Consider the following 22,676-nt stretch of genomic DNA (forward strand, 5'->3'; position numbering starts at 1 on the left):
TCAGTCTGTCGCCAGGTTTTCAGGGGGTTCGGGGCACTGGTCACTGCTCACATCGGCGCAGGACCAGTCCTGGAAGTAGTCTTCCAGGGTGGCCATCTGGGGCCTGTCCTGACCATTTTTAGGGTGCACGGTCAGGAAATAATCCCCCCACCAGGCACCGGCCGCCCAGTAGGCCCAGCCCCGCCAGATCACAGGGTTGTTGGTCAGCTCCAGGAGCCGCTCCAGGGACGCCAGGCACTCCTCACGGGCCGGTGAGCCGAATTCGCCCATGAACAGTTGCTGATCGTTCTCGTCCGCCCATTGGGAAATATTCCTGAACATGCTGTCGAAATGCTCCGGGGGCAGGCAATCATCCCTGGTGCCGGAATATCCCTGGTTCAGGTACTGGTGAACCTCCAGCACGCTACGATCCAGGGGGTCCTGGAAATCCTTGAACTCCGCCGCGTTGCTGCTGCCCGCGCTCTGCTTGAACCATTCATGCACACCGCTCCAGCGACCGCCGGATACCATGATGAGGTGGTCGATATCCTGCTGGCGCAGGGCGGTCACCGTGTCCTGGGCCACCACCGCCCAGTCGGGGAGATCCATGGTGTATGGCTCATTCATCAGCCCCAGAGCGACATGATCGGTGTCATCCAGTTCGGTGGCCAGACGTGACCAGACATCCACCAGGTCCTCGGTGGCCACCCTGTCTTCACCGATGATATCGCCTTCGTAAGCAGCATAGTTGTGGAGATCAATCAACAGACACTGGCCATTGTCGCGGGCATTGGCCACCGCCTTGCGTATCTGGTTCAGTTCCGCCCCGTCCAGCTCCCCCTGAAGTTCACGCTGAACCCGCTCCCACCGGATCGGAAGACGGATCATATTGGCCCCCTTGTCGGCAAAGTACTGAAAGTCCGACGGGGACGGATAGGTGTAGTCGGTGAACATCCTCCCCGGAATCTTGCTGCTGTTGAACTCGGCACCGGACAGGTTGACGCCCCGCAGGGGCGCGTCCTGAAGGCATACCGCCGAGGCGGACGAGATGCCGGCAAAGGCGGTGATAAGCCCCAGCACCCAGGGCATCAGGGAGCGGGTGGCAGACCTGGAAACAGCTTCAGGGGAAAAGCGGTGGTGGATCATCGGGGTCCTCCCAGAGTGTCGTAGAGCTGAATGTACCGGTCCGCAATACGCGGCCAGCTGTACTGACGGGCAAAGACCATAGCTTCGTCGCGGCGCTCCTGATAAGCGACCTGTCCCTGCTCATGCAGGTGCTGCACATGGTCTGCCAGTGCCTCCGGCGCCGAGGCATCGGCACAGAGACCAATACCGGAGGCTTCCTTCAACTTGCGGAACGGCGGAATGTCGCTGAGCACAGGGGTCAGCCCCGCGCTCATGGCCTCAATGGCGGCCAGGCCGAACCCTTCGTGCCGCGACAGGCACAGGAAATAGGACGCCTGCCCCATCAGTTCCGACAGCCTCTGGTCGGAGGGGCTGGCTTCGAGCGTCACCGCGCCATCCCCGAGATTCCGGCGGCGGACTTCCCGGTCGAGGGATTCCAGGCTGAAATCGTACTCCCGGCCAGCGATGATCAGATGCCAGCGACCATCCTGCTCCCGGAGCACCCGGATCAGGTCCAGGGCCTCCAGGAGCCCCTTGTTGGATGACCAGCGACCGAAGTAGATCAGGGTCCGGTTGATTTCCTCGCGACCCCGGCCCGCATACTTGTCGGTATTCACCCCGTTCTCGATAACCTCCAACCGGCCGTCGGGAACAATGTCACGAAACCGGTTCCCGTCGTTCTCACTGGTCGCCACAACCCGGTCGTAGGCGCGGGACGAGGCCCGGGTAATGGTGCGGAACCAGATCTCCTTCAGCCGGCTGGCAAACTCGGTGTGGAAAAAACCACCGTGGGTGGATACCAGCAGGGGGCGCCGATGGACCAGACGGGTGGCGGCCAGGTAGTCAAAGAAGAAGTCCACCCCATGGACATGCACCACATCGGCCCGGTTGATCTCCCGCAGAACCGACGGACACAACGGATAGCGGCTGGAGCCCCGGTAGGGCAGCCGCGTTACCGGCACGCCATCCACGATATCGGCGGGTTCAAGCAGTTCCCCGGAATTCCGGAACAGGCGGTTCAGGGTAACCACTGATGCGGTCTGTCGACCCGTGGCACGCTGGCTGGAGGCGATGTTCCTCACCACATCCTCCATGCCGCCCACCGAGGGGTAGTATTGCCGGATCACGTGCACCACGTGCAGGCTCATGCGTCTGCCTCCTTGCGATAAGCCGTAAAGCCACCCCAGCCGGTCCACCCGGCCCGCAGGTGCCGGGGAACGGGCAAACGGAAGGGATCGGCCAGGACAGTACCAAACAGGAACCAGAGCAGCGCGGACGTCTTCATGGCGAACAGGGACGTACCACTGACAGTCAGGATCAGGGAGATATAGATGGCCGCGAAGCACCTGAAACGGGCGGCCCGTTCGTCCGGCACCGGCATCATCCAGATGGTCAGCCAGAAGCCCAGCACCAGCACAATGCCAAAACTGGACAGCAGGTGGGCATAACCCTGGTCAGGGAACCAGGCGTTACCATCCGCGCCCATCAACATTGCGGCATCAAAACTCATCAACCCCCAGGCACTGGCCACCAGACGTCCGACAAAGGTGTCGCTGTAGCCGATGTCACTGAACGAGCCCAGGGCCACCAGCGCCGCCATAATGAGAAAAGGCATGGCGGCAGGCAGATAGAGCATCCAGCCCCGGAAAACCAGCCTTACGAACACCAGCAGGCTCACTGACAGCAGCGCAAAGCGGGAATCCGCCATCACCATCATGACGACACCAGCGCCCAGGAAGAGCCACGTCAGGGCGCGTTCATCGCGGCCCTTGCTGAGCCCCCAGGCGGCCACCAGGGTGGCAAAGTTACCCAGGGACACGGGCTCCAGGAAAACCGACGACACGCGGTGATTGTCCAGTAACCATGGCAATAATGTCCGCCCCATGTCCTCGGGGCGGATGCCGTTCATCTGCAACCGACTGTCCCGCTCGTATTCGGTGATGGGCTGCAGGCTGCCGATGTTGACGTAGTAGCCGAAGATATCCAGTGTCTCCGTGAAACTATCCAGGGCAAACAGTTCGTAAAAGCCCACCACCAGCACCACAGCGACAGTGATCTTCAGTATCCGATCCGCCAGCCGGACATCCCCCAGGTTCCTGCCCAGCCAGAAGAACCAGATCGGAATCAGCACATCCCGGAAACCCTTGACGTCCAACCCTCCCCGGAACAGGGCCAGGAGACACAGCATGGCCCCGGTCAGCGAGGCCAGGATAACCACACCCGGCAGCAAACGGGGCAGCAGCAACGGCAGGCAGGCCAGCATCAGCATGGCTTCCGCCAGCCCCACCAGGGGCCGGGACGCCGGGAATACATGAGTATTGACCAGACACAACACCACCTGATAGCAGACGGCGCCGATCACAATGGCCATGCCAAGTGGCCTCAGCATCACATGTTGAGCCGGATACTCTGCTGGCATGACGTTCCCTGCCTGGGGCGCACGCGTTCCTGCACTGCCCCGTATGAGTGATCCCGGCTACAACACGGCTTCCGGGCGTGAAGCATTGGGGAGACTCCCCCTAGTGCGAAAGTGCCACCCCGGTAACGGCCACCCCCAGTTCCCTCAACCGATGGGAGGCCTTATCCAGTGCCTTCAGGGGGGTGTGATTCTCCCGGGCAACCATCAACGCGGCACCGGAGCGGGCCGCCACCAGCTGGGCATCAAGGTTGCCATTCAGCGCGGGGGTATTGATCAGCACGGCATCGAACTTGGCCCCGAGCTGAGTCATCAGCGTCTGGTAGCGCTTGTGCGCCAGCAGTTCCTGGGGGTTGGGTGCCACCGTGCCGCCGTTGAGGAGCCATAGGGAATCCAATGGTGGGCAATGCCGGGGAATAGCCGATGAGCGACCGGCCAGGGCGTCGGACAACCCTCTCAAGTTAGGCAGCCCGAACCACTCATGAAGCGACGGATCCCTCAGGTTGCCATCAATCAGTAGGGTACGGGCGCCAGTCTGGGCGATCACTACGGCCAGATTGGTGGCCAGGTCCCGGATACCGGCCTCCCCATCCACGCCGACCACCGCCAGCACCTTGTTCTCCGGCTGGTTGAAGAAGCGCAGCATCAGTTCGCTGCGCAGGCTGCGAAGCGCCTCCACCCGGGGATGGGTGGGCTGGTAGGCCGCAATCACCCGGGGGTGGAGGCTGACCTCACTGGCGGGACGGGCAACCACCGGATAGGCGAACTGTTCGGCGAGTACCGCCTTGACGTCTTCGGCCGTTACCAGGCCGAGGGATTGGGCGGCCTCGCCAAAGCGAATACCCTTCTGTTTCTGCAGGCCCAGGATGCGGTCCAGGTCGTCACCATGGATCAACCCCTTCTGGACCATCAGCCGGCCCATCAGGTCAGTCTGGTTCGGAATGTGCGAGCCATCCCGGAACAGCGGAAGCGCGACTTCAGTCATACCGTCTGGGCCTCTCTTTGGCGATAGGTGCCGGCGGTGTCAGGTAAATAGGCCAGTACCGGGATACCAAGGGTTTCCTCGATATCCGACCGGCTTCTCACCCGGCGGTTGCCAAGCTCCAGCAACAGCGACAGGGCCACCCCGAGCATGAAGCCCAGCGCGGTGGCAATCACCAGGTTCAGTTTCAGGTTCGGCGATGTCGGCAACGAGGGTGGAATGGCCTCGTTGAGCACCGTCACGCTGGTTTCCGCCAGCCGGCTCTCCAGGGTGTTGGCCTGGGCCCGACCGGAGGCGGAGTTATAGGCATCCTGGGCCATCTGTACTTCCTGCTGCAGCAGTTCCAGTTCGTCACGTTTGGCCTTCAGAGCCAGTACACGCGCTTTCTGGTCATCAAATGACTGCCGCAGTTCCTTCAACCGGCTCTGGGAAACATCGGCGGTGGACTCCAGGCTTTCCGCGGCAATGCTCCGCTCCCTGGCCAGGCTTCCCCGCAGGGCCTGCACTTCGGAGCGCTGGCGACGGTATTCCGGGTGACGCTCACCGTAGCGGGTGGACATGTCTTCCAGTTCCGCCTCGGCCCTGGCCAGTTCCGAACGCAGGTTCTGGATGGCCGCATTGTTGGGAATGGCCGAGGCTTCATTGCCCTCACCCTGGCGCAACAGGTCCTGGGTGCTCTGGTCCTGGGCCTCCACCAGTCTGGAGGACAGGTCCGACAGGCGGGCCGTTTCCAGGTCAAGCTGCTCATTCAGCCCGACAATGCCATGTTCCTGCTGGAAGCCGGACAATTTGCCACGGGCCTCCCGCAGGTTATTGCGGAGCAGTTCCATCTGGTTCTGGTACCACACGGAGAAACGGCGAGCCGGGTCGGTACGCAGCTCAATGCTGGTGTCGATGTAGGCGGCTGCCAGGCTGTTCAGCGCCCCGGCCGCCACCTCCGGGTCCTCCGCCGTCATGGTGATCGCCATCACGCTGCTGTTCTTGCCGGGTTCAACCGTCACGTTCCTGCGGACATAACCGGACAACCACCCCGCCGGGTCAACTCTGCCCTCTGGCTGCACCTCCGCGGCCCGCTCATCCACCAGCGCGCGGATATCGTCAGGCAGGTATTCGTAGACACGCTCCGCCACCCGCCGGCTGCGGATGATTTCCGATTGCGTGGACATGTAACCGGATCGGGCGGAAACCGACTCGCCGGTCACCCGGTCCTGTACATTGCCCTCCATGATCAGTTCGGTGGACGCCGTGTACTTGCGCGGCATGAACATGGTGACCACCGCCATGGCAGCGATGCAGACCACCACCAGGGCGGCGGTGATCCACCATCGGGCCAACAGGATTCGCAACAGACTGCTCAGGCTCATGCCTCTCTCCCTGGAAGCGGTTTCAGAACAGGCTTTCCTTGACGAACAGGACATCACCATCGCGGATCGGATCAGACAGATCCACATCCAGGGTCTTGACGGTACCGTCGGATTGCTTGCGATAGAGAACCACACCGTTGGTATTGGCGCGGGGGTTGAAGCCGCCACTGACGGACAGCGCCTGCATGACGTTCAGGGGGCGATCCAGGGTGTATGTGCCGGGCTTCTGGACCTGACCATGAATATAGAACTGCTCCGCCTTGGGCACGAACAGCGTATCGCCCTTGTGCACCATCACCGGTGGCTGACTGCCGGCCTTGCGGTCCAGCAGTTCGTTAAGGAAATACTCCTGGCGGATCTGGATGCCATCCGAGCCTTCCCGGATCAACACCAGCCGCTCACCACCGCCGCTCTTGATGCCACCTGCCAGGGCCAGGATCTCCGTCAACGAGGTGTTCCCCCGGAGCGCGATCTTGCCCGGCTGGTTGACATGGCCCAGCACCGATACAGTGTTACTGCGATACTCTTCCACCACCACATTGACATTGGCATTGCGGAGGTAGCCTTCGTTCTCCAGTCGCGATTCCAGTAGTCGGCTGACCGATGGCGGGGTCATGCCCTCAACGTTCACGCGACCAATCAACGCCATGGTGATAGTGCCATCCGCCGCCACTTCCGTGGTGGTGCTCATGTCATCCTGACCAAATACGGAAATGCTGACCCGGTCACCGATCCCCAGTTCATAGGCATCCTGCGCATTGGCCGACATGGTGGTCAGCAGCATTAATGCCAGTACCAGAATCGATCTCCGGAAAGTAATGCTCTTTATCATCCCAATCCATCCCTTGTTGGAGCATCAGCATGTCAGGTACGCCGGGTGGCGAAACCTGATCGGTTCCATGCAATTGCTGGGCCTTTGGGAACAAGGCCCGGGTAAGCATTCGAAACACGTTCTGTAAGGGCCCTTAAGCAACCCCTACGCAACCTATTATGCGCACCTCTTCACGGCATCATCAACGTGTCGCGGTCGTGGATAGGTGGAATTCAGGGTATCGTAACTATCAGAATTATCGACACTTTCCAGTTTAGCGACAGAACATGACAGGCATGTTATGAGATCTTCATCACATGGAACCTGCCGGGAGGACACAAGGCGGGAAAAACACTGTGATTTTCGGGGGGCAGGAGGAACGGCCCCGGCGACAACCGGGGCATCACGGGGATCAATGGTCTGAATGGTCCACTGCTGGTTCCGCGTCCTGATCGTCCACATGCAGCCAGACCTCGATGGGCTCAAGCCCATCAAATGTCAGGGTCAGGGGGATTTTATCACCGGGCTCCAGGGGCGCCTCGAGCTGCTCCAGCATCAAGTGATAGCTGTGCGGCTTCAGGGCGACGGTTTCTCCTGCTGGAATGGTCAGCCCCGAGGTCAGCGGGCGCATTTTCATCAGGCCGTCCTGACTGACGGTTTCATGGATGGAGACATTCGCTGCGACCGGCGTTTCACCGGCGACCAGAACAACGGGGCCCTCTCCATGGTTGTGGATGGTCATATACCCTACGCCCATCGGTGTTCCGGGAGGTGTTGGGCGGGACCAGGGATGGTCGATCACGAGGTCACCGTGGCTATAGTCGTGGGCCATGGTGGCGGCGGGGATAGCCAGCAACCCCAGTGTCAAAGTCAGCGCTCTTGGCAACATCAGGTTGTCCCTTATGAGTATCGGGGGTATTCAGAGAGTGTTGTTTACTGTGCCCAGTCTTCCTCCAGGACCCGCCAAAAACAAGCCTTAAGGGTGCGATAAATTGCCGCGTGCCCGGAAATGCCGGTGCAGGAACGGCCTGAACCGGTCCATGGTCGGCCCCTCCTGCCCTACATCAGGCCAAATGCCTCCCCGAAACCCCACCAGGCCACCCTCCTGCCCGGCAGTGCCAGCAAATGGCTCAAGCAGGCCCTGATCCGCACTGATCAGGTGCACGGGAACGTCGCGGCTCGCCCCCTCACCGGTTACCAGCGGCGCCGGTTGATGGTCGCCCATGACGACCAGCAGAGTCCGGTCGTTCATGCGGTTGTCAAGGTAACCGGCAACTACGTCGATACTGTACGAGATCGCCCGGGCATAGTGCTGCCTGACCCGGTCCGGGTCCTGCCAGAGGGAGGCCGGCGCTTCCCCGGCCTGACGCCAGGGTTCGAACACCTCGCCCCGGCCGATGGACTGCCAGTCCTCCAGTACCGGCAATACCGGCACCCAGGGTGCATGGCTGCTGATCAGCGACAGCTCCGCGAAAACCGGCCCACCGGAGTCCCCCAGGACCACATCGTGCATCCTCGACCAGGTGTACTGGTCCGGCATGGTCACCCAGTTCAGGTTGGGGCCCAGGTAGCCCATGCTGTCCGCATCCAGTATACGGTCGTACCCCAGAGCCCGCCCCTCCGGCCAGGCCAGGGTGATGGCGGGCATTACGGCAACGGATTCATGCCCGGTGCGCCGGAAATCATCGATCAGGGTGGCGCTGCCACTGGCCAGCAGCGCATCGTAGTCCTGCTGGCTATCGATCCACAGCCCGCTGAGCAGCGTTCCGTGGGCCAGCCACGACTGCCCGCCCTGTACCGGTGACCGCAGGCGGCCGGACACCACATGGAATCCGCGTTCTTCCGCCACCTGCCCCAACCGCTCCAGGGAGGCGGCCACGGTCGGCCGGTAACGATCATCCATCAGCGCGGACACACCATAGGATTCCACGAACGCCAGCACCACCGTGGTGCCGGACAGTCCCTCCAGGGCCACGCCATCCATTGCCGACATATCCCGGCGCAGGGACAACTGCTCCCGGAATTGCCGACTGGCCTGCCGTGCATCCATTACGTGATCTGCCTGGGAGGCTCCGATCCTGATGGCTGTGGCACCCACCAACGGTACCGGAACCACCAGGCCCGCCATGACCACCAGGGTCAGGCCCAGAGCCAGGGGACGGCGGGCCACCTGCGGCCCCAGCTCACCGATACCCAGCAGCAGGCGCGACACCAGCGCTGCCAGGGCCAGGCACAGCAGCAGGCCCAGGGCGCACACCATGACGGTACCCGGTATGCCGAGGTTGGACACCAGCAAATCCACGCTGGCCCGGATAATAGACACATCGAGATACAGGTTCAGAGGGCGCCCGAGACTCATCCTGACCAGGCCGTCCAGCATGACGAACAGGGCCGACACACCGTAGAGCAGGCCCACACCCCGGGCCAGTCCGAGACGCAGCCACCGGTCGGGCAACCACAGGAACAACCCCGCCAGCACCAGGGTTTCCGCGGCAATCCAGGGCAGGCTGGCATCGCCCGGTACCATCAGGGCCACCAGGAACGCATTCAGCAGGAAAGTCAGAAAGGCCAGACGCGCCATACTATCGGTACCGGAGAAAACAAAGCATTGACGACCACTCACGTCCGTTCCACGTCGCGCGCATTCGCGAGTGTGCTATCTGACTTTACTGTGTCGCCTGCGTCCATGGATGTCTTTTCCACATGAAAATCCTGTTAGACCTCGGGATTTGCCGATTGCGTCATGGCCATGGGAAATGAAATGATTGTTATCATTAGGAGTCAAACAACCTACAGGTATCCCCATGTCCAGACAGGTTCCCCAGGTCGACCCGGACGGGTTGCTCGAGTACTCGGTGGTCTTCAACGACCGTTCCCTGAACCACATGTCGGCGCTGTTCCAGCAGGTGATGCGCGACATCTCCGCCACCCTCAAGCGAACCTACCGGGCCGAGGCCGCGGTGGTTGTGCCGGGCGGCGGCAGCTTCGGTATGGAAGCGGTGGCACGCCAGTTTGCCCATGACCGGCATTGCCTGGTGATCCGTAACGGTTGGTTCAGTTACCGGTGGAGCCAGATCTTTGACATGGGCAAGATCCCCTCCCGGGAAACCGTCCTTAAGGCCCGACCCGTGGCCGACAGTCACCAGGCTGCCTATGCCCCGCCTCCCATTGACCAGGTGGTGGACACCATCCTGTCGGAGAAGCCGGAGGTGGTGTTCGCGCCCCACGTGGAAACCGCCTCGGGCATGGTGCTGCCGGACGACTACCTGGCGGCCATCGGTGACGCCGTGGCCCGGGTGGGTGGCCTGTTCGTACTGGACTGCGTGGCCTCCGGCGCGCTCTGGGTGGACATGTCGGCCTGTGGCGTGGATGTGCTGATCAGCGCCCCGCAGAAAGGCTGGAGCGCCTCCCCCTGCGCGGCCCTGATTGCCTTGAGCCCGAAGGCCCTGGAGCGCATTGAACAGACCACCAGCAGCAGTTTCGCCGCCGACCTGAAGAAATGGCTGAACATCATGCGGGCCTATGAGGACGGTGGACATGCCTACCATGCCACCATGCCCACTGACACCCTGGCCACCCTGAGGGATGCCATGATGGAAACCGAACGGGCCGGGCTGGAAGTGCTGAAGGAGCGCCAGTGGACGCTGGGCAACCGGGTCCGGCAACTGTTCGCAGAGGCAGGCTTCAACAGTGTCGCGGCGGAAGGGTTCGAAGCCCCCGGCGTGGTGGTGCTGCACACCGACAATATCGATATCCACAACACCAGCCTGTTCCGGCAACAGGGCCTGCAGACCGCCGCCGGGGTGCCCCTGATGTGCGACGAGCCGGACAGCTTCCGCAGTTTCCGCATCGGCCTGTTCGGACTGGAAAAGCTCAACCACCTGGACCGGACCGTGGATAACCTGCGCCAGGCCCTGGCCACCATCCGGGCTCAGGAAGCCTGAAGGTCACGGTTAAGGGGTTAAGGCATCCGCCCGGTGCGCTCCAGCCGCCGGTTGACCATCCAGTGGTAGATCCGTGCCAGCAATGGCCGGATCACCGGCAGGCCCATCACCCAGGCCAGTGGCTTCAACAACCTGACCCGGGACATCAGCAGGATATACGCATCCATCTCCCGATGGATGTGCCCCTGGCCATCCTCCACGTGCAGTTCCTTGAGGGCCGCCTGTGGCTCGATACCGACGGACCGTAACGCCTCGTCACGACCAGTGATATCCACCCATTCAACGTTGTTGCCGGCATCCCCGGCCAGCTTCTCGTACTGTTCCCGGTCCCGGATGCAACTGGGACAGGAACCGTCGTAGTACACGCGAAGTCTGTCACTGGAATCGACCATGGTGTCTCCTCCATCCGGTGACGTGTCTCTTTACCCTAACACCCCGGGCCCGTTGTGTGGGCCTGCCGCAGGGGAAAATACGCCAGTACCTGATAGTGTGAGCCACCGTCCCCGGTCTGGCTCAGGAACAGGCTGACCCGATCCACCAGGAACCCCGGCGCTGCGGCCTCGCGATAGTCCAGGAGGAAGGCGTCCACGGGCCCTCCCGCCCGCCGGCCAAACCGGGCCAGGGTGATGTGGGGCGTGAACGGGCGAACCTCCACCGGCAGCCCGGCATCGCGGATCCTGCCGGTGACCTCCTGGTGTAGCGCCTTCACCGGTTCCTCCGGATCGACCCCAGCCCACAGGGTCCGGGGTCGCGGTGAGGGGCCGAAACAACCTACCGACACCGGCTGCAGCTCGAAGGCGTCACTGTCCAGGTCCGCCATGGCCCGGAAGACCACCGGCACCCGGTCAGGGGCCAGCTGACCCAGGAAACAAAGGGTCAGGTGGAGCTGATCCCGGCGCTGCCAGCGGGCGCCGGAAATATCGGCTTTCCAGTCCAGCATCCGGTCCTTGACCGGCTCGGGCAATTCCAGCCCCAGGAAGAGTCTGGGCATCGGGGAAACTCCTCAGGATCGACGCCGCGGTGGGAACCACCACCAGCTTGCCACCACCAGCAGACCAAACCCTGTATAAAGCACAATAAACACCCAGGCCGGTGCATCGTAGTAAAGAAACTGCTGCAGCCAGTGTTCGATAAAACTCCCATCGTAGCCAACCTGGCCGGCCTGGCGTCGCAACCACATTTCCAGGGTGGTGAGCGGGCAGATCACCCCGAGCCACGTCTGGAGCACCACCACTCCGATCGCCACCAGGTGCGCCAGCCGGAACCACAGGTGATTGACCCAGCGCCACCCCAGGCCGTTGCCCAGGAACACCAGTACCAGCCCCAGGACCACGAACAGCACCACCCCCACGTGGAGGGCCAGCACCGCGTCCGCCAGCCATTGCCAGATCATCGCCGAACTGCTCCGGGGTTAGCGGTGGTCATGGGGTACCTCCCAGGGAGACTCTGAATATCCCTATGGCCTATTTCCGGAAGAACCGTGGATTACGTTCGACAAACTCACCAATCCATCGCTCCAGGAAGGACGCCTTCTGCGGATTTTTCAGGTATCGCCAGCCCAACACGCTGATGACCAGTGCCCCCAGGGCATCGACGATCAGGTCCCACATGGTATCGGTGAGCCCCGACGGATCCCCCAGCATCGGTTTCTGCATGGTCGTACCCAAGACCTGGTCCATGGTGAACTCGAAGATCTCCCACAACGCCCCGACCCCCAGGGCAAAGAGGAACGCGAAGAAGGCAACAAATCCCGGTTTCATGTGCAACTGGACCCGCTCCACCTCGTTCAGCACATGCACCAGCAGGAACCCCAGTATACCCAGCAGGAAACCAGAGGAGGTGTGCAACACAATGTCCCACCACCAGAAACGGTTGTAATAGTCCCAAACCTCCCCCAGGAACAGGGAGGCGAACACAAAGGCAATGGCCAGCAACTGCATTTCCGGTGGAATGTGAATCCTGAAACGTCGTTCCAACAGCACCGGCAGGAAGGTGACCAGGATGATCAGCGAGGTAAAGAAGCCCGTGGACCAGCGGTGGGCCCACAGCGCCACCAGCACCTCGACAAACAGCACGCATTGCAGCACAAAGGTAATGCGCTGATGGGTTACCCGTATACGCATCGGCTCCTCATGACAGTTCCGGTCGTGTGAGATCGTAGGGCTCATGCAGCGGCGGGTGCCGCTCCCGGCATTCCTGCCGTTCATACAGGGGCAGGCTATCACACTCGCGGGCGTCACCCGGGTAACGGCCATCCTCGCCGGGCTGGCCGGTGGCACAGCCGGACAACATCACCAGCGCCAGCAGGCCGGCCAGCGCCAACGGGGGAGAAACCGACATCAGAGCACCAGTACGAAGCCCACGGCCACTGCCAGCATGAGCAACAGGAACCAGCGGGCATAGAACTCGCCGGCGTCATCCGCCGACGGAATACGGCGACCGTCGGTAGTGGCCGCCCCTTCATACTCCGCAATCAGGCGACGGGCTTCCAGGTAGTCGTCGTCATCCACCTGCACATTGGTAAAACCGGCGGCACCGATTTCCCCGAGACCACCCTGCAGGTAGTGCCCGCCCACATGACTGTCGATGCCGTGGGCGCCCAGCAGACCGGCGATGATATGGGCCTCGGTGAGGTCCCGGGCATTGTAGGCTATCTGCATAGTATGACTCCCGATGCAGCTGCGGAAGCTCCCGCCCGGTCCTGTGGCAAACCGGCAGGGACACGTTAACTATAGCCAGTTATCCACCCGTGCGCCGAATCGGTTACGCAGATGTCACCGGAACAAACTAGACTGCGCACAAACGACAAATGGAAAACCGAGTCTATGCTGGTACTTATCCTTGGACTGATTATCTTCCTGGGCGTTCACTCGCTCTCGATCATCAACGAACCTTTCCGACACCGGCTTCTGGAAAGACTGGGGGAAGGCCCCTTCAAGGGGCTCTACTCGGCACTGTCCGCCGTCGGCCTGATTCTGATTGTCTGGGGCTACGGCCTGGCCCGGATGGAGCCTACCCTGCTCTATGCACCACCGGCCTGGCTACGCCATGTGGCCCTGCTGTTACTGGTGCCGGTATTCCCGTTGCTGGTATCGACCTACTTTCCCGGTCGGATCAGCCGTACCGTCAAGCACCCGACGCTCATCGCGGTCAAGCTCTGGGCGGTGGCTCACCTGCTGGCCAATGGCATGCTTCACGACGTTGTACTGTTCGGCAGTTTCCTGGCCTGGGCGGTGATCGACCGGATCTCCCTGAAACGCCGGAGCGGGCACCCGGTGCCGGCCCTGCCCACCAAACCGGCAAACGACGCCATCGCCGTGATTGGCGGACTAATCATCTACGTGCTGTTCGTTATGTGGATCCACCAGTGGCTGACAGGCGTGCCCCCGGTGGTGATGTAATGAGAATCTGGGGGAGGTACTAGTGTCGTCTACGAGTACGATGATTCTGAAGACCAATGGCAGGAGTCAACAACAATGAAAATTGGTATCCCGAAGGAAATCTATCCAGACGAGCGGCGGGTGGCCGCCACCCCCGCCAGCGTGGAGAAGCTGATCAAGCTTGGTTATGACGTGGTGATAGAATCCGGCGCCGGTGACGCCGCCGATTATCACGACGATGTCTACAGGGAGGCCGGTGCCGCCATTGCCGGGGACACCACCAGCCTCTGGCGGGAATCGGACATTATCCTCAAGGTACGGGCGCCCACGGAGCATCCGGACATCCGCAAGCACGAAGCGGACATGATTCGCGAGGGCGCCCTCCTGGGGAGTTACATCTGGCCGGCCCAGAATCCGGAACTACTCAAGAAACTGGCGGACCGCAAGGTCACCACCTTTGCCATCGACGCCCTGCCCCGGATCAGCCGCGCCCAGAAAATGGACGCCCTCAGCGCCATGGCCAATATCGCCGGCTACCGGGCCGTTATCGAGGCCGCCAGCCAGTTTGGCCGCTTCTTCACCGGACAGGTCACTGCGGCTGGCAAGGTGCCACCGGCCAAGGTGATGGTGATTGGTGCCGGGGTGGCCGGGCTGGCGGCCATCGGTACCGCCAACAGCATGGGGGCAGTGGTACGGGCCTTCGACACCCGCCTGGAAGTGAAGGAGCAGGTGGAAAGCATGGGCGCCGAATTCCTGGAGCTGGACTTTGGCGACGAGGAAGGCAGCGGCGGGGGCGGCTACGCCAAGCAGATGAGCGACGAGTTCATCAAGGCGGAAATGGCCCTGTTCGCCGAGCAGGCCAGGGAGGTGGATATCATTATCACCACCGCCCTGATTCCCGGCAAACCCGCGCCCAAACTGATCACCGCTGACATGGTGAAGACCATGAAGCCCGGTAGCGTGATCGTGGACCTGGCCTCGGAACGCGGCGGTAACTGCGAACTGACCGAGCCCGGCAGTATCGTGGAGAAGCATGGCGTGCGGCTGATCGGCTATACCGACCTGCCCAGCCGTATGGCCAAGGTGGCCAGTGATCTCTACGCCACCAACCTGGTGCACATGATGACCGAGCTGACCCCGGAGAAGGACGGCCAGCCGGTGGTCAACATGGAAGACGCGGTGATCCGTGGCCTGACCGTGGTCAGGGATAATGACATTACCTGGCCGCCCCCCGAACCGGAGAAACCGGCCACCACGGCGCCACCACCGGGCACGGAAGAGCCCTCGCCGGCAAAGCCAGCGGCGCCGGCGCCCTCACCGGCTCGGAAGGCCGCGGGCAAGATTGCGCTGCTGGCAGTAACCGCGCTCGCCCTTTACGGGGTGGGTGCCTATGCGCCAGAGAGCTTCCTGAGCCACTTCACGGTGTTCGTGCTGGCCTGCTTTATCGGCTGGCAGGTGATCTGGAACGTGACGCCATCGCTGCATACCCCACTGATGAGTGTGACCAATGCCATCAGTGGCATTATCGTGATCGGTGCCCTGCTTCACCTGGCCGAAGCCGAACACGCTGCCGTGGGTATCCTGTCGTTTATCGCGGTGTTCATTGCCATGATCAACGTGTCCGGCGGATTCCGCGTCACCCATCGCATGCTCAAGATGTTCCACAGGTAGGAGGCCAACCATGAGTGCAGGACTGATCAGCGTCGCCTACGTGGTGGCCAGCGTACTGTTTATCCTCAGCCTGGGCGGACTCGCGCACCAGGAATCCGCCCGCCGGGGCAACTGGTACGGGGTGGCCGGCATTCTCATCGCCATTGCCGCCACCGTTGCCGGTTTTGATCCCGGCAGTCTCACCGCCATTATCATTGCCATGCTGCTGGGTGCTGCCATTGGTCTGCCCATCGCCAACAAGGTGGAAATGACCCAGATGCCGCAACTGGTGGCCCTGCTGCACAGCTTCGTGGGCCTGGCGGCGGTGCTGGTGGGTTTTTCCAGTTACATCGACCCGCTGGTGGTGATGGTGGGTGTTGAACATACTATCAAGCTGGTGGAGGTATTCCTGGGCATCTTCATCGGTGCCGTGACCTTTACCGGCTCGCTGGTGGCCTGTGGCAAACTGGACGGGCGTATCGACAGCAAGGCCCTGACCCTGCCCGGCCGCCACTGGATGAACCTGGCCGCGGTGATCCTTTGCGTGCTGCTGGGCGCCGCCTTCCTGGGCACTGGCAGCATGGCCATGGGTATCATCTTCCTGATCGTGATGACCCTGATTGCGGCGGTCCTGGGCGTTCACCTGATCATGGCCATCGGCGGGGCCGACATGCCGGTGGTGGTGTCCATGCTCAACAGCTACTCCGGCTGGGCGGCCGCGGCCATTGGTTTCATGCTGGGCAATGACCTGCTGATCGTCACCGGCGCGCTGGTGGGCAGCAGCGGTGCCATCCTCAGCTACATCATGTGCCGTGCCATGAACCGGTCATTCATCAGCGTGATCCTGGGTGGCTTTGGACAGACCTCCTCCAGTTCCTCAAGTGGCGATACCGACCAGACGGTGCAGGAGATCGCCGTCGATGAACTGGCGGAGGAACTGCGTAACGCCGACTCGGTGATCATCGTTCCCGGTTACGGCATGGCCGTGGCCCAGGCCCAGAACGGCATCAGCGAAATTACCAAAACGCTGCGGGACCGGGGTGTCAACGTGCGCTTCGGCATCCACCCCGTGGCGGGCCGCCTGCCCGGGCACATGAACGTGCTGCTGGCCGAGGCCCACGTGCCCTACGACATCGTGCTGGAAATGGACGAGATCAACGACGATTTCCCGGAAACCGACGTGGTGTTAGTCATCGGCGCCAACGACACCGTCAACCCGGCCGCCGCCGAGGATCCGACCAGCCCCATCGCCGGCATGCCGGTGCTGGAGGTCTGGAAGTCCCGGCAGGTGGTGATCCTGAAACGGGGCATGGCCACTGGCTATTCCGGTGTCGAGAATCCCCTGTTCTTCCGGGACAACAGCTACATGCTGTTCGGTGATGCCAAGGAGTCCGTGGACAAACTGCTTGGTGCCATCCGGTAAGACAAAGAGTCCGGTAAGACAAAGAGTGGTGAGCGGACCTGGTGCGACCAGGTCCGCTATACTGCCTGGTGTCCCGTTCTCTTACACCAGAAGGATTGCCGTCGTTGACCCTGACCACACCCGCCCTGCTGTTTCCGGCCATTTCCCTGTTGCTGCTGGCCTACACCAACCGTTTCCTGGTGCTGGCACAGCTCATCCGTCAGCTCAAGCAGATGGATTCGGAGGAGGACCACGCCCTGATCGCCCGCCAGATCGGCATGCTGCGCAAACGTATCACGCTGACCAAGCGCATGCAGGCATTCGGGGTGCTCAGTTTCTTCGTGTGCACCGTGTCCATGTTCATGCTGTTCCTGGGGGCCCAGATGGCCGGTGCCATCACCTTCGGCCTGAGCCTTGTACTGCTGTCGGTATCGCTGCTGTACTCCCTTTATGAGATTATTATTTCCACCAATGCGATTAATGTGGAACTGGAAAACTTCGAGGCCCGCCACCGGGCTTCTCCCTGAACAGGACGCCCAAGCCATGTCAGCCTTTGCCCGTTGCCTTCTCGCCATCACCCTGGTTACGGCAGCCGCCACTGCCCAGGCCGAAGTGGAAATCGCCCCCTTCGCGGGCTTCCGCATGGGCGGCGAATTTGACGTTAACGACCGGGATACCGACGAAGAGGACACCCTGGAGTTCAAGGATTCCGAGAGCTTCGGCGTGGTCATGAACTTCGACCTGAAGGAACCGGGCAAGCAGGCGGAGCTGTACTTCAGCCGGCAGGAAACCACCGCCTCCACCTCGAACCAATTCCTCACCGAGGATCGCTATTCGGTGGATGTAACCATCTATCAGCTCCAGTTCGGTGGCCTGTACTTTCCCGGTCACAAGAACACCGGGGGGTTTGTATCCGGGGTAGTGGGCGTTACCCGGCTGGATCCGAAGCCCTCCGGGCTGGATGACCACCACCGGGCGTCCATTGCCATCGGCGGCGGCTACAAGCTGGCGTTGACGGAGAGCCTGCTGGCCCGGTTCGACCTGCGCGGCGTCTACACCGTGCTCGACAGCGGAGGGGCGGTATTCTGCGATGGTGGCTGTGCCGTGCGCTTCGACAGTAGCGGCTATGGGCAGGTTGAAGCCAGTGCGGGCCTGGCGTTCCGGTTCTGAAACGGCTCTTATCTGTAAATACTGCGCAAATCTGCCAGCCAGCGCCTGACAGAATCGCAACCGGGTTGTAGAGTTTCGTCTGGAACACTATCGAGGAAGCGACCCATGCGTTTTTTACACCAGCCCGGCCCCCTTTTGCTGGTGATCGCCCTGTTACTGACGGGCTGTGCGTCCGGGCCCGACGTCAGCCAACGGGGTGACCAGGACTACACACCGGTGTACCAGCCCACCACAGAGGCCGACAACGATCGCATCGCCGCCCTGGAGGACGTGTTCGCCCGGTATGAGGGTACGCCTTACCGGTATGGCGGCACCAATGCCCGTGGCTTCGACTGTTCGGGCTTTATCGGCAGGGCCTACCAGGAGGCGTTCGGTATGGAACTGCCCCGCACGACCTCCCAGTTGCTGGACCAGGGAGATTATGTGCCACCGGACCAGCTGAGGCCCGGTGATGTGGTGTTCTTCAATATCCGGGGCAAGGAAAGCCACGCCGGTATCTTTATGGGCGGTGACGATTTCATCCATGCCTCCACCTCCGTGGGCGTTACCCAGTCGTCCCTGAACGGTTACTACTGGCGGGGCCGCATGACCCAGGCCCGGCGTTTCGATTGAGGGCGCGTTTCAGGAGGTTCCGAGACCGAACAGTTGCGGGTACCAGCGCAGCACTGCAATCACCACCAAGTCGTACACCGCGTGCCAGACCATCACCAGTTGCAGACTGTCGGTGAGGGCATAGGCAACACCAAACAGCGCCCCCAGGGCCGTGGCTACCAGGAAGTAGGCCCGCGACATGGCGTGGGCCAGGCCGAATGCCATGGCCCCGACCAGGATGCCCGCCACCGTGCCCAGGTGCTGCCCCACCCAGCCCTGGATCACGCCCCGGAACAGCAGTTCCTCGCCAATGCCGGCCAGCACCGCCAGCCCGACCAGCACCGGCCAGCGCTGGGAACGGACGAACCGATGCAGGTCCCGGATATGCTTCTTCATGGTGTCGGAGGACAGCACATCCATCAGCGACAGCAGCAACAGTGCGCCGTAGGTCAGTAACCCGGCCAGGGTACCCAGGAGCAGATAGCCGGTGGTACTCAAACCTTCCGTCGCCACCGGTATATCAAACACCATCAGGGGTATCAGCCCGACCAGCACGATGCCCGCCTGGAACATCAAACCCGCCAGCGGTGAAAGTCCCCGTTTTCGACGTGTCGCCATGCCAGCCTGCCCCGTGATTCGTCACCAATACCGCGCTCACTTTACGTGGCCGAGAACCAAAGGCAAGCGCCAATCCCATGTAGTAATCCGCTAATACCCGCAGCCGGGACAACCCTGATAGCGTTATCAATGGCAACTGTGCCGAGACAACGACAAGGAGAAGGCCATGAGCGGTAAAAAGATTCTGATGATCACCGGTGATTTCACCGAGGACTATGAAACCATGGTGCCCTTCCAGGCCCTGATGGCCGTCGGCCACACCGTGGACGCCGTATGCCCGGACAAAAAGGCCGGCGAGACTGTCGCCACTGCCATCCACGATTTCGAGGGGGACCAGACCTACACCGAGAAGCCCGGCCATCGCTTCGCCCTGACCGCCGACTTTGATTCGGTGGACCCGGCCAGCTACGACGCCCTGGTGATCCCCGGCGGACGTGCACCGGAATACCTGCGCCTGAACGACCGGGTACAGCAGATGGTGAAGCACTTCTTCGAGACCGAGAAACCGGTGGCGGCCATCTGCCACGGTGCCCAGATCCTGGCGGCAGCGGGTGTATTGAAAGGCCGCAAGTGTTCCGCCTACCCCGCCTGTCAGCCCGAGGTGGAACTGGCCGGTGGCTCCTTCGCCAACATTGAAGTGGACCAGGCGGTCACCGATGCTAATCTGGTAACAGCACCGGCATGGCCGGCCCATCCGGCCTGGCTGGCCCAGTTCTTCAAACTGCTGGACCGCTGACGGCTACCCGGGCCGGCTTTGTCCGGCCCGGGAACCCAGGCGGAGGAGATCCCGTGATGTGCAAGCTCTTCATCAACGCCGACCCGGATCTCTGGGTCAGCAAGACCCATTCCCTGCGCATTGATGGCATGGTCACCAGCATCCGCATGGAAAACACCTTCTGGCACGTGCTGGCGGAACTGGCGGACCGGGACGGCATGAACGTGCCCCAACTGGTCACCCGGCTGTACCATGAATCCATCGACGCGGGCCATGACCTGGGCAACTTCACGTCCTTCCTGCGGGTCTGCGCCATGCGCTACCTGGCCCTGCAACTGAGTGGCGACGTGCCCAGGGATCAGCGGGTATCCATCGCGTCACTGGACGCAGAGAAGATCCTGGAACAGGAACCGAAGCCGCCCGTGGTGAATGCCAGCGGAGGTAACGCCACGCACTGACAGGCTGGTCAGCTCAGACCGCTGACCGCCAGATGAAGGGCGATGCCCGCCATCATCAGCCCGATCACCCCGTCGATAATGCGCCAGGCCAGGGGCTTCGACAGCACCGGCGCCAGCGCTGCCCCGCCCCAGGCCAGGGCCCCGAACCAGAGGATGGACGCACTGCTGGCACCCGCCACAAAGGTAGCCGTACTTTCCTGCTGGGCGCCAATGGACGGGATCAGCAGCAGGGTGTCGAGATAGACCTGGGGGTTAAGCAGGGTCACCGCGAGCGTGCTAAACAGCACCCCCTTGAGACTCCGGCTTTTCACCTCGCCCACCCGCAACCGGTCACGGCCACGGCTGGCCCGCACCAGGGCCTGGACCGCCAGCCACCCCAGGAACACCACGCCCAGCCAGCGCAGGACTTCCAGCGCCTCCGGCACCGCCATCAGGGCAGCACTCACCCCCAGCATACCGGCGCTGAACAGCACCACGTCCGCCAGCATGCACAGGCCGGCGGACCACCAGTGGTGTTCCCGTCGGATCGCCTGGCTCAGCACATAGGCATTCTGCGCGCCGATCGCCACGATAATCCCGCCACACACCAGTAATCCGGTCAGGTAACTGTCCAACATGTCCGCCTCTTGTTCCGATGTTTTCCCCTAAGTGAGGCAAGCATAGCCATTTCCCGATATACTGGAAATTCATATTGCTACTGCTACATCAGTTTTACTTATGATCGACTACAAACTACTGGAAGCCCTGTCGGCGGTGATCGAGCATGGTGGGTTTGAACGGGCCGGCGACGCCCTCGGCATCAGCCAGTCTGCTGTATCCCAGCGGCTGCGTTCGCTGGAGGTGCGGGTCGGGCAGCCGGTGCTGATCCGCTCGCCGATGCCCCATGCCACGCCGGCCGGCCAGCGGCTACTGAACCATGTACAACAGGTGAAACTGCTGGAACGGGACCTGGCCCAGAGCATCCCTACCCTGGCGGAGTCCACCAGCCGCCTGCGGATTGCCCTGAACGCCGACAGCCTCGCCACCTGGTGGGCAGATGCCCTCAGCGAGTTCTGCCAGCAGGAAGGCTTGCTGCTGGACCTGGTGATCGAGGATCAGGACATTGGCCTGCAACGGATGCGTGAAGGGGACGTCGCCGCCTGCCTGTGCAGCAGCCCGCAACCGGTGGCCGGGGCCCGCTGCGTGTCCCTGGGCACCATGACCTACCTGCCCCTGGCAACACCGGCCTACCAGGCCCGGTACTTCCCGGACGGCCCCACCATGGAGGCGTTCCGCTGCGCCCCGGTGATCGTGTTCGGCCCCAACGACCAGCTCCAGCACCGGTTCCTGGCCCAGTGCGGCTACCACGGCCGGTTTCCCTACCACCTGTGCCCGTCGTCGGAAGGTTTCCTCAAACTGGCCACCAGCAGCATGGGCTACGGCATGCTGCCGGAAAGCCAGGCCCGGCGGGAACTGGACACGGGCGTACTGTCCAGCATCGTGCCCGGGCAACACCTGGACGTGCCCCTGTACTGGCACTTCTGGCGCCATGGAGGCAGCCTCATGGACCGCCTCACCGAGGTATTACTGGCCGCCTGGAAACCCTGAACCCGGAGACGGACAGACAGATTTGTTACACTGCGCCGTTCATTCTGTGGAGTCCGTCTGACTTATGCCGACACTGATACGCCTGTCCAATGCAGTGGAACTGGCCGACTGGGAGGTCGAGCTGACCCAGATCCGGGCCCAGGGTGCCGGTGGCCAGAACGTCAACAAGGTGGCCAGCGCCGTTCACCTGCGCTTCGATATCAACCGGTCCACCCTGCCGCCCTTCTACAAGGAACGGCTGCTGGCCCTGTCGGACCATCGCATCACCAAAGACGGCGTGGTCATCATCAAGGCCCAGTCTTTCCGTACCTTTGAACTGAACCGTCAGGATGCGCTGGACCGGCTGAAGGCGCTGATTCTGGATGCGGTAAAAGTGCAGAAAAGGCGCCGCCCCACCCGACCTACCCGGTCATCCCAGCGCAAACGGGTGGACAAAAAAACCCAGAAAGGCAAAACCAAAGCCCTGCGCGGCAAAGTCATGTAA

27 protein-coding genes are annotated in these 22,676 nt (G+C 62.1%); 11 read left to right on the forward strand and 16 right to left on the reverse strand.

From position 1 onward, the window contains the following. The 8 genes from ACJO3T_RS05640 to ACJO3T_RS05675 all read right to left on the reverse strand — a co-directional run bounded on the left by ACJO3T_RS05640 (window position 1) and on the right by ACJO3T_RS05675 (window position 9,258). Window positions 1-1,125: a glycoside hydrolase family 5 protein gene (locus ACJO3T_RS05640; RefSeq protein WP_406978021.1), complete on the reverse strand. Its 1,125-nt coding sequence runs from the start codon at window positions 1,123-1,125 to the stop codon at window positions 1-3. Continuing rightward, entirely contained in the window at window positions 1,122-2,252 is a 1,131-nt protein-coding gene (locus tag ACJO3T_RS05645; protein ID WP_406978022.1) for a glycosyltransferase family 4 protein, read from the reverse strand. The genes ACJO3T_RS05640 and ACJO3T_RS05645 overlap by 4 nt, the downstream gene beginning before the upstream one ends. Beyond that, window positions 2,249-3,493, reverse strand: a complete 1,245-nt coding sequence (locus tag ACJO3T_RS05650; protein ID WP_406978023.1) for a polysaccharide biosynthesis protein GumE — start codon at window positions 3,491-3,493, stop codon at window positions 2,249-2,251. Before ACJO3T_RS05650 ends, ACJO3T_RS05645 begins: the two co-directional genes overlap by 4 nt. 130 nt (window positions 3,494-3,623) lie before the next feature. Next, a complete protein-coding gene (locus ACJO3T_RS05655) occupies window positions 3,624-4,505 on the reverse strand; it encodes a CpsD/CapB family tyrosine-protein kinase (protein ID WP_406961949.1) in 882 nt (293 codons plus the stop codon). Then, window positions 4,502-5,866, reverse strand: a complete 1,365-nt coding sequence (locus ACJO3T_RS05660) for a Wzz/FepE/Etk N-terminal domain-containing protein (RefSeq protein WP_406961948.1) — start codon at window positions 5,864-5,866, stop codon at window positions 4,502-4,504. Before ACJO3T_RS05660 ends, ACJO3T_RS05655 begins: the two co-directional genes overlap by 4 nt. A gap of 22 nt (window positions 5,867-5,888) precedes the next feature. Further along, a complete protein-coding gene (locus ACJO3T_RS05665; RefSeq protein ID WP_406978024.1) occupies window positions 5,889-6,698 on the reverse strand; it encodes a polysaccharide biosynthesis/export family protein in 810 nt (269 codons plus the stop codon). Window positions 6,699-7,089: 391 nt separating this feature from the next. Further along, window positions 7,090-7,566 (reverse strand): copper chaperone PCu(A)C, encoded by a 477-nt coding sequence (locus ACJO3T_RS05670; RefSeq protein WP_406978025.1) that lies wholly within the window; start codon window positions 7,564-7,566, stop codon window positions 7,090-7,092. Between the two features lie 87 nt (window positions 7,567-7,653). Continuing rightward, window positions 7,654-9,258 carry an alkaline phosphatase family protein gene (locus ACJO3T_RS05675; RefSeq protein ID WP_406978026.1) on the reverse strand — a complete coding sequence of 535 codons (1,605 nt, stop codon included), beginning with the start codon at window positions 9,256-9,258 and terminating at the stop codon, window positions 7,654-7,656. A 223-nt stretch (window positions 9,259-9,481) separates the two neighbouring features. Here ACJO3T_RS05675 and ACJO3T_RS05680 point away from each other — a divergent pair, with 223 nt between their 5' ends. Further along, window positions 9,482-10,621 carry an aminotransferase class V-fold PLP-dependent enzyme gene (locus ACJO3T_RS05680; protein WP_406978027.1) on the forward strand — a complete coding sequence of 380 codons (1,140 nt, stop codon included), beginning with the start codon at window positions 9,482-9,484 and terminating at the stop codon, window positions 10,619-10,621. A 17-nt stretch (window positions 10,622-10,638) separates the two neighbouring features. Here the strand turns inward: ACJO3T_RS05680 and ACJO3T_RS05685 are convergent, their stop codons facing one another. The 6 genes from ACJO3T_RS05685 to ACJO3T_RS05710 all read right to left on the reverse strand — a co-directional run bounded on the left by ACJO3T_RS05685 (window position 10,639) and on the right by ACJO3T_RS05710 (window position 13,281). Next, window positions 10,639-11,013 carry a thiol-disulfide oxidoreductase DCC family protein gene (locus tag ACJO3T_RS05685; RefSeq protein WP_406961939.1) on the reverse strand — a complete coding sequence of 125 codons (375 nt, stop codon included), beginning with the start codon at window positions 11,011-11,013 and terminating at the stop codon, window positions 10,639-10,641. 35 nt (window positions 11,014-11,048) lie between these two features. Continuing rightward, complete coding sequence (thpR, locus tag ACJO3T_RS05690; protein ID WP_406961937.1) at window positions 11,049-11,612, reverse strand: RNA 2',3'-cyclic phosphodiesterase; 564 nt, start codon at window positions 11,610-11,612, stop codon at window positions 11,049-11,051. A 12-nt stretch (window positions 11,613-11,624) separates the two neighbouring features. Beyond that, window positions 11,625-12,014 (reverse strand): DUF2784 domain-containing protein, encoded by a 390-nt coding sequence (locus tag ACJO3T_RS05695; protein WP_406978028.1) that lies wholly within the window; start codon window positions 12,012-12,014, stop codon window positions 11,625-11,627. 70 nt (window positions 12,015-12,084) lie between these two features. Then, entirely contained in the window at window positions 12,085-12,744 is a 660-nt protein-coding gene (locus ACJO3T_RS05700; protein ID WP_406961935.1) for a DUF2238 domain-containing protein, read from the reverse strand. A 7-nt stretch (window positions 12,745-12,751) separates the two neighbouring features. Then, entirely contained in the window at window positions 12,752-12,961 is a 210-nt protein-coding gene (locus ACJO3T_RS05705) for a hypothetical protein (protein WP_406978029.1), read from the reverse strand. Then, complete coding sequence (locus ACJO3T_RS05710; RefSeq protein ID WP_406978030.1) at window positions 12,961-13,281, reverse strand: putative signal transducing protein; 321 nt, start codon at window positions 13,279-13,281, stop codon at window positions 12,961-12,963. The genes ACJO3T_RS05705 and ACJO3T_RS05710 overlap by 1 nt, the downstream gene beginning before the upstream one ends. Window positions 13,282-13,446: 165 nt before the next feature. On the opposite strand from ACJO3T_RS05710, the gene ACJO3T_RS05715 reads away from it, so the two are divergent. From ACJO3T_RS05715 to ACJO3T_RS05740, 6 genes are all read left to right on the forward strand, one after another. Further along, window positions 13,447-14,022 (forward strand): NnrU family protein, encoded by a 576-nt coding sequence (locus tag ACJO3T_RS05715; RefSeq protein WP_406961930.1) that lies wholly within the window; start codon window positions 13,447-13,449, stop codon window positions 14,020-14,022. Between the two features lie 75 nt (window positions 14,023-14,097). Then, window positions 14,098-15,672 (forward strand): Re/Si-specific NAD(P)(+) transhydrogenase subunit alpha, encoded by a 1,575-nt coding sequence (locus ACJO3T_RS05720; protein ID WP_406978031.1) that lies wholly within the window; start codon window positions 14,098-14,100, stop codon window positions 15,670-15,672. A 10-nt stretch (window positions 15,673-15,682) separates the two neighbouring features. Further along, on the forward strand, window positions 15,683-17,074 hold the full coding sequence (pntB, locus tag ACJO3T_RS05725; protein ID WP_406978032.1) for a Re/Si-specific NAD(P)(+) transhydrogenase subunit beta: 1,392 nt from the start codon (window positions 15,683-15,685) through the stop codon (window positions 17,072-17,074). 104 nt (window positions 17,075-17,178) lie between these two features. Then, on the forward strand, window positions 17,179-17,580 hold the full coding sequence (locus tag ACJO3T_RS05730) for a DUF2721 domain-containing protein (protein ID WP_406961924.1): 402 nt from the start codon (window positions 17,179-17,181) through the stop codon (window positions 17,578-17,580). 16 nt (window positions 17,581-17,596) lie between these two features. Further along, a complete protein-coding gene (locus tag ACJO3T_RS05735) occupies window positions 17,597-18,223 on the forward strand; it encodes a hypothetical protein (protein ID WP_406961923.1) in 627 nt (208 codons plus the stop codon). A 105-nt stretch (window positions 18,224-18,328) separates the two neighbouring features. Beyond that, window positions 18,329-18,835 carry a C40 family peptidase gene (locus tag ACJO3T_RS05740; RefSeq protein WP_406961922.1) on the forward strand — a complete coding sequence of 169 codons (507 nt, stop codon included), beginning with the start codon at window positions 18,329-18,331 and terminating at the stop codon, window positions 18,833-18,835. Window positions 18,836-18,844: 9 nt separating this feature from the next. Here ACJO3T_RS05740 and ACJO3T_RS05745 read toward each other — a convergent pair whose 3' ends face one another. Then, the gene (locus ACJO3T_RS05745; RefSeq protein WP_406978033.1) at window positions 18,845-19,432 is read right to left on the reverse strand and encodes a CPBP family intramembrane glutamic endopeptidase; all 588 of its coding nucleotides are present in this window, start codon (window positions 19,430-19,432) and stop codon (window positions 18,845-18,847) included. 166 nt (window positions 19,433-19,598) lie between these two features. On the opposite strand from ACJO3T_RS05745, the gene ACJO3T_RS05750 reads away from it, so the two are divergent. Both ACJO3T_RS05750 and ACJO3T_RS05755 read left to right on the forward strand, forming a co-directional pair. Further along, window positions 19,599-20,168 (forward strand): DJ-1/PfpI family protein, encoded by a 570-nt coding sequence (locus tag ACJO3T_RS05750; protein ID WP_406961918.1) that lies wholly within the window; start codon window positions 19,599-19,601, stop codon window positions 20,166-20,168. Between the two features lie 56 nt (window positions 20,169-20,224). Further along, window positions 20,225-20,605: a ribbon-helix-helix domain-containing protein gene (locus ACJO3T_RS05755; RefSeq protein ID WP_406961916.1), complete on the forward strand. Its 381-nt coding sequence runs from the start codon at window positions 20,225-20,227 to the stop codon at window positions 20,603-20,605. 8 nt (window positions 20,606-20,613) lie between these two features. On the opposite strand, the gene ACJO3T_RS05760 is transcribed toward ACJO3T_RS05755, so the two are convergent. After that, window positions 20,614-21,222: a LysE/ArgO family amino acid transporter gene (locus tag ACJO3T_RS05760; protein ID WP_406978034.1), complete on the reverse strand. Its 609-nt coding sequence runs from the start codon at window positions 21,220-21,222 to the stop codon at window positions 20,614-20,616. Between the two features lie 100 nt (window positions 21,223-21,322). On the opposite strand from ACJO3T_RS05760, the gene ACJO3T_RS05765 reads away from it, so the two are divergent. Both ACJO3T_RS05765 and arfB read left to right on the forward strand, forming a co-directional pair. Further along, window positions 21,323-22,192 (forward strand): LysR family transcriptional regulator ArgP, encoded by an 870-nt coding sequence (locus tag ACJO3T_RS05765; RefSeq protein ID WP_406978035.1) that lies wholly within the window; start codon window positions 21,323-21,325, stop codon window positions 22,190-22,192. A gap of 73 nt (window positions 22,193-22,265) precedes the next feature. Next, on the forward strand, window positions 22,266-22,676 hold the full coding sequence (arfB, locus tag ACJO3T_RS05770) for an alternative ribosome rescue aminoacyl-tRNA hydrolase ArfB (protein WP_406962371.1): 411 nt from the start codon (window positions 22,266-22,268) through the stop codon (window positions 22,674-22,676).

The organism is Marinobacter shunpengi (assembly GCF_045449715.1).
In the GTDB taxonomy this organism is placed as follows: Bacteria; Pseudomonadota; Gammaproteobacteria; order Pseudomonadales; family Oleiphilaceae; genus Marinobacter.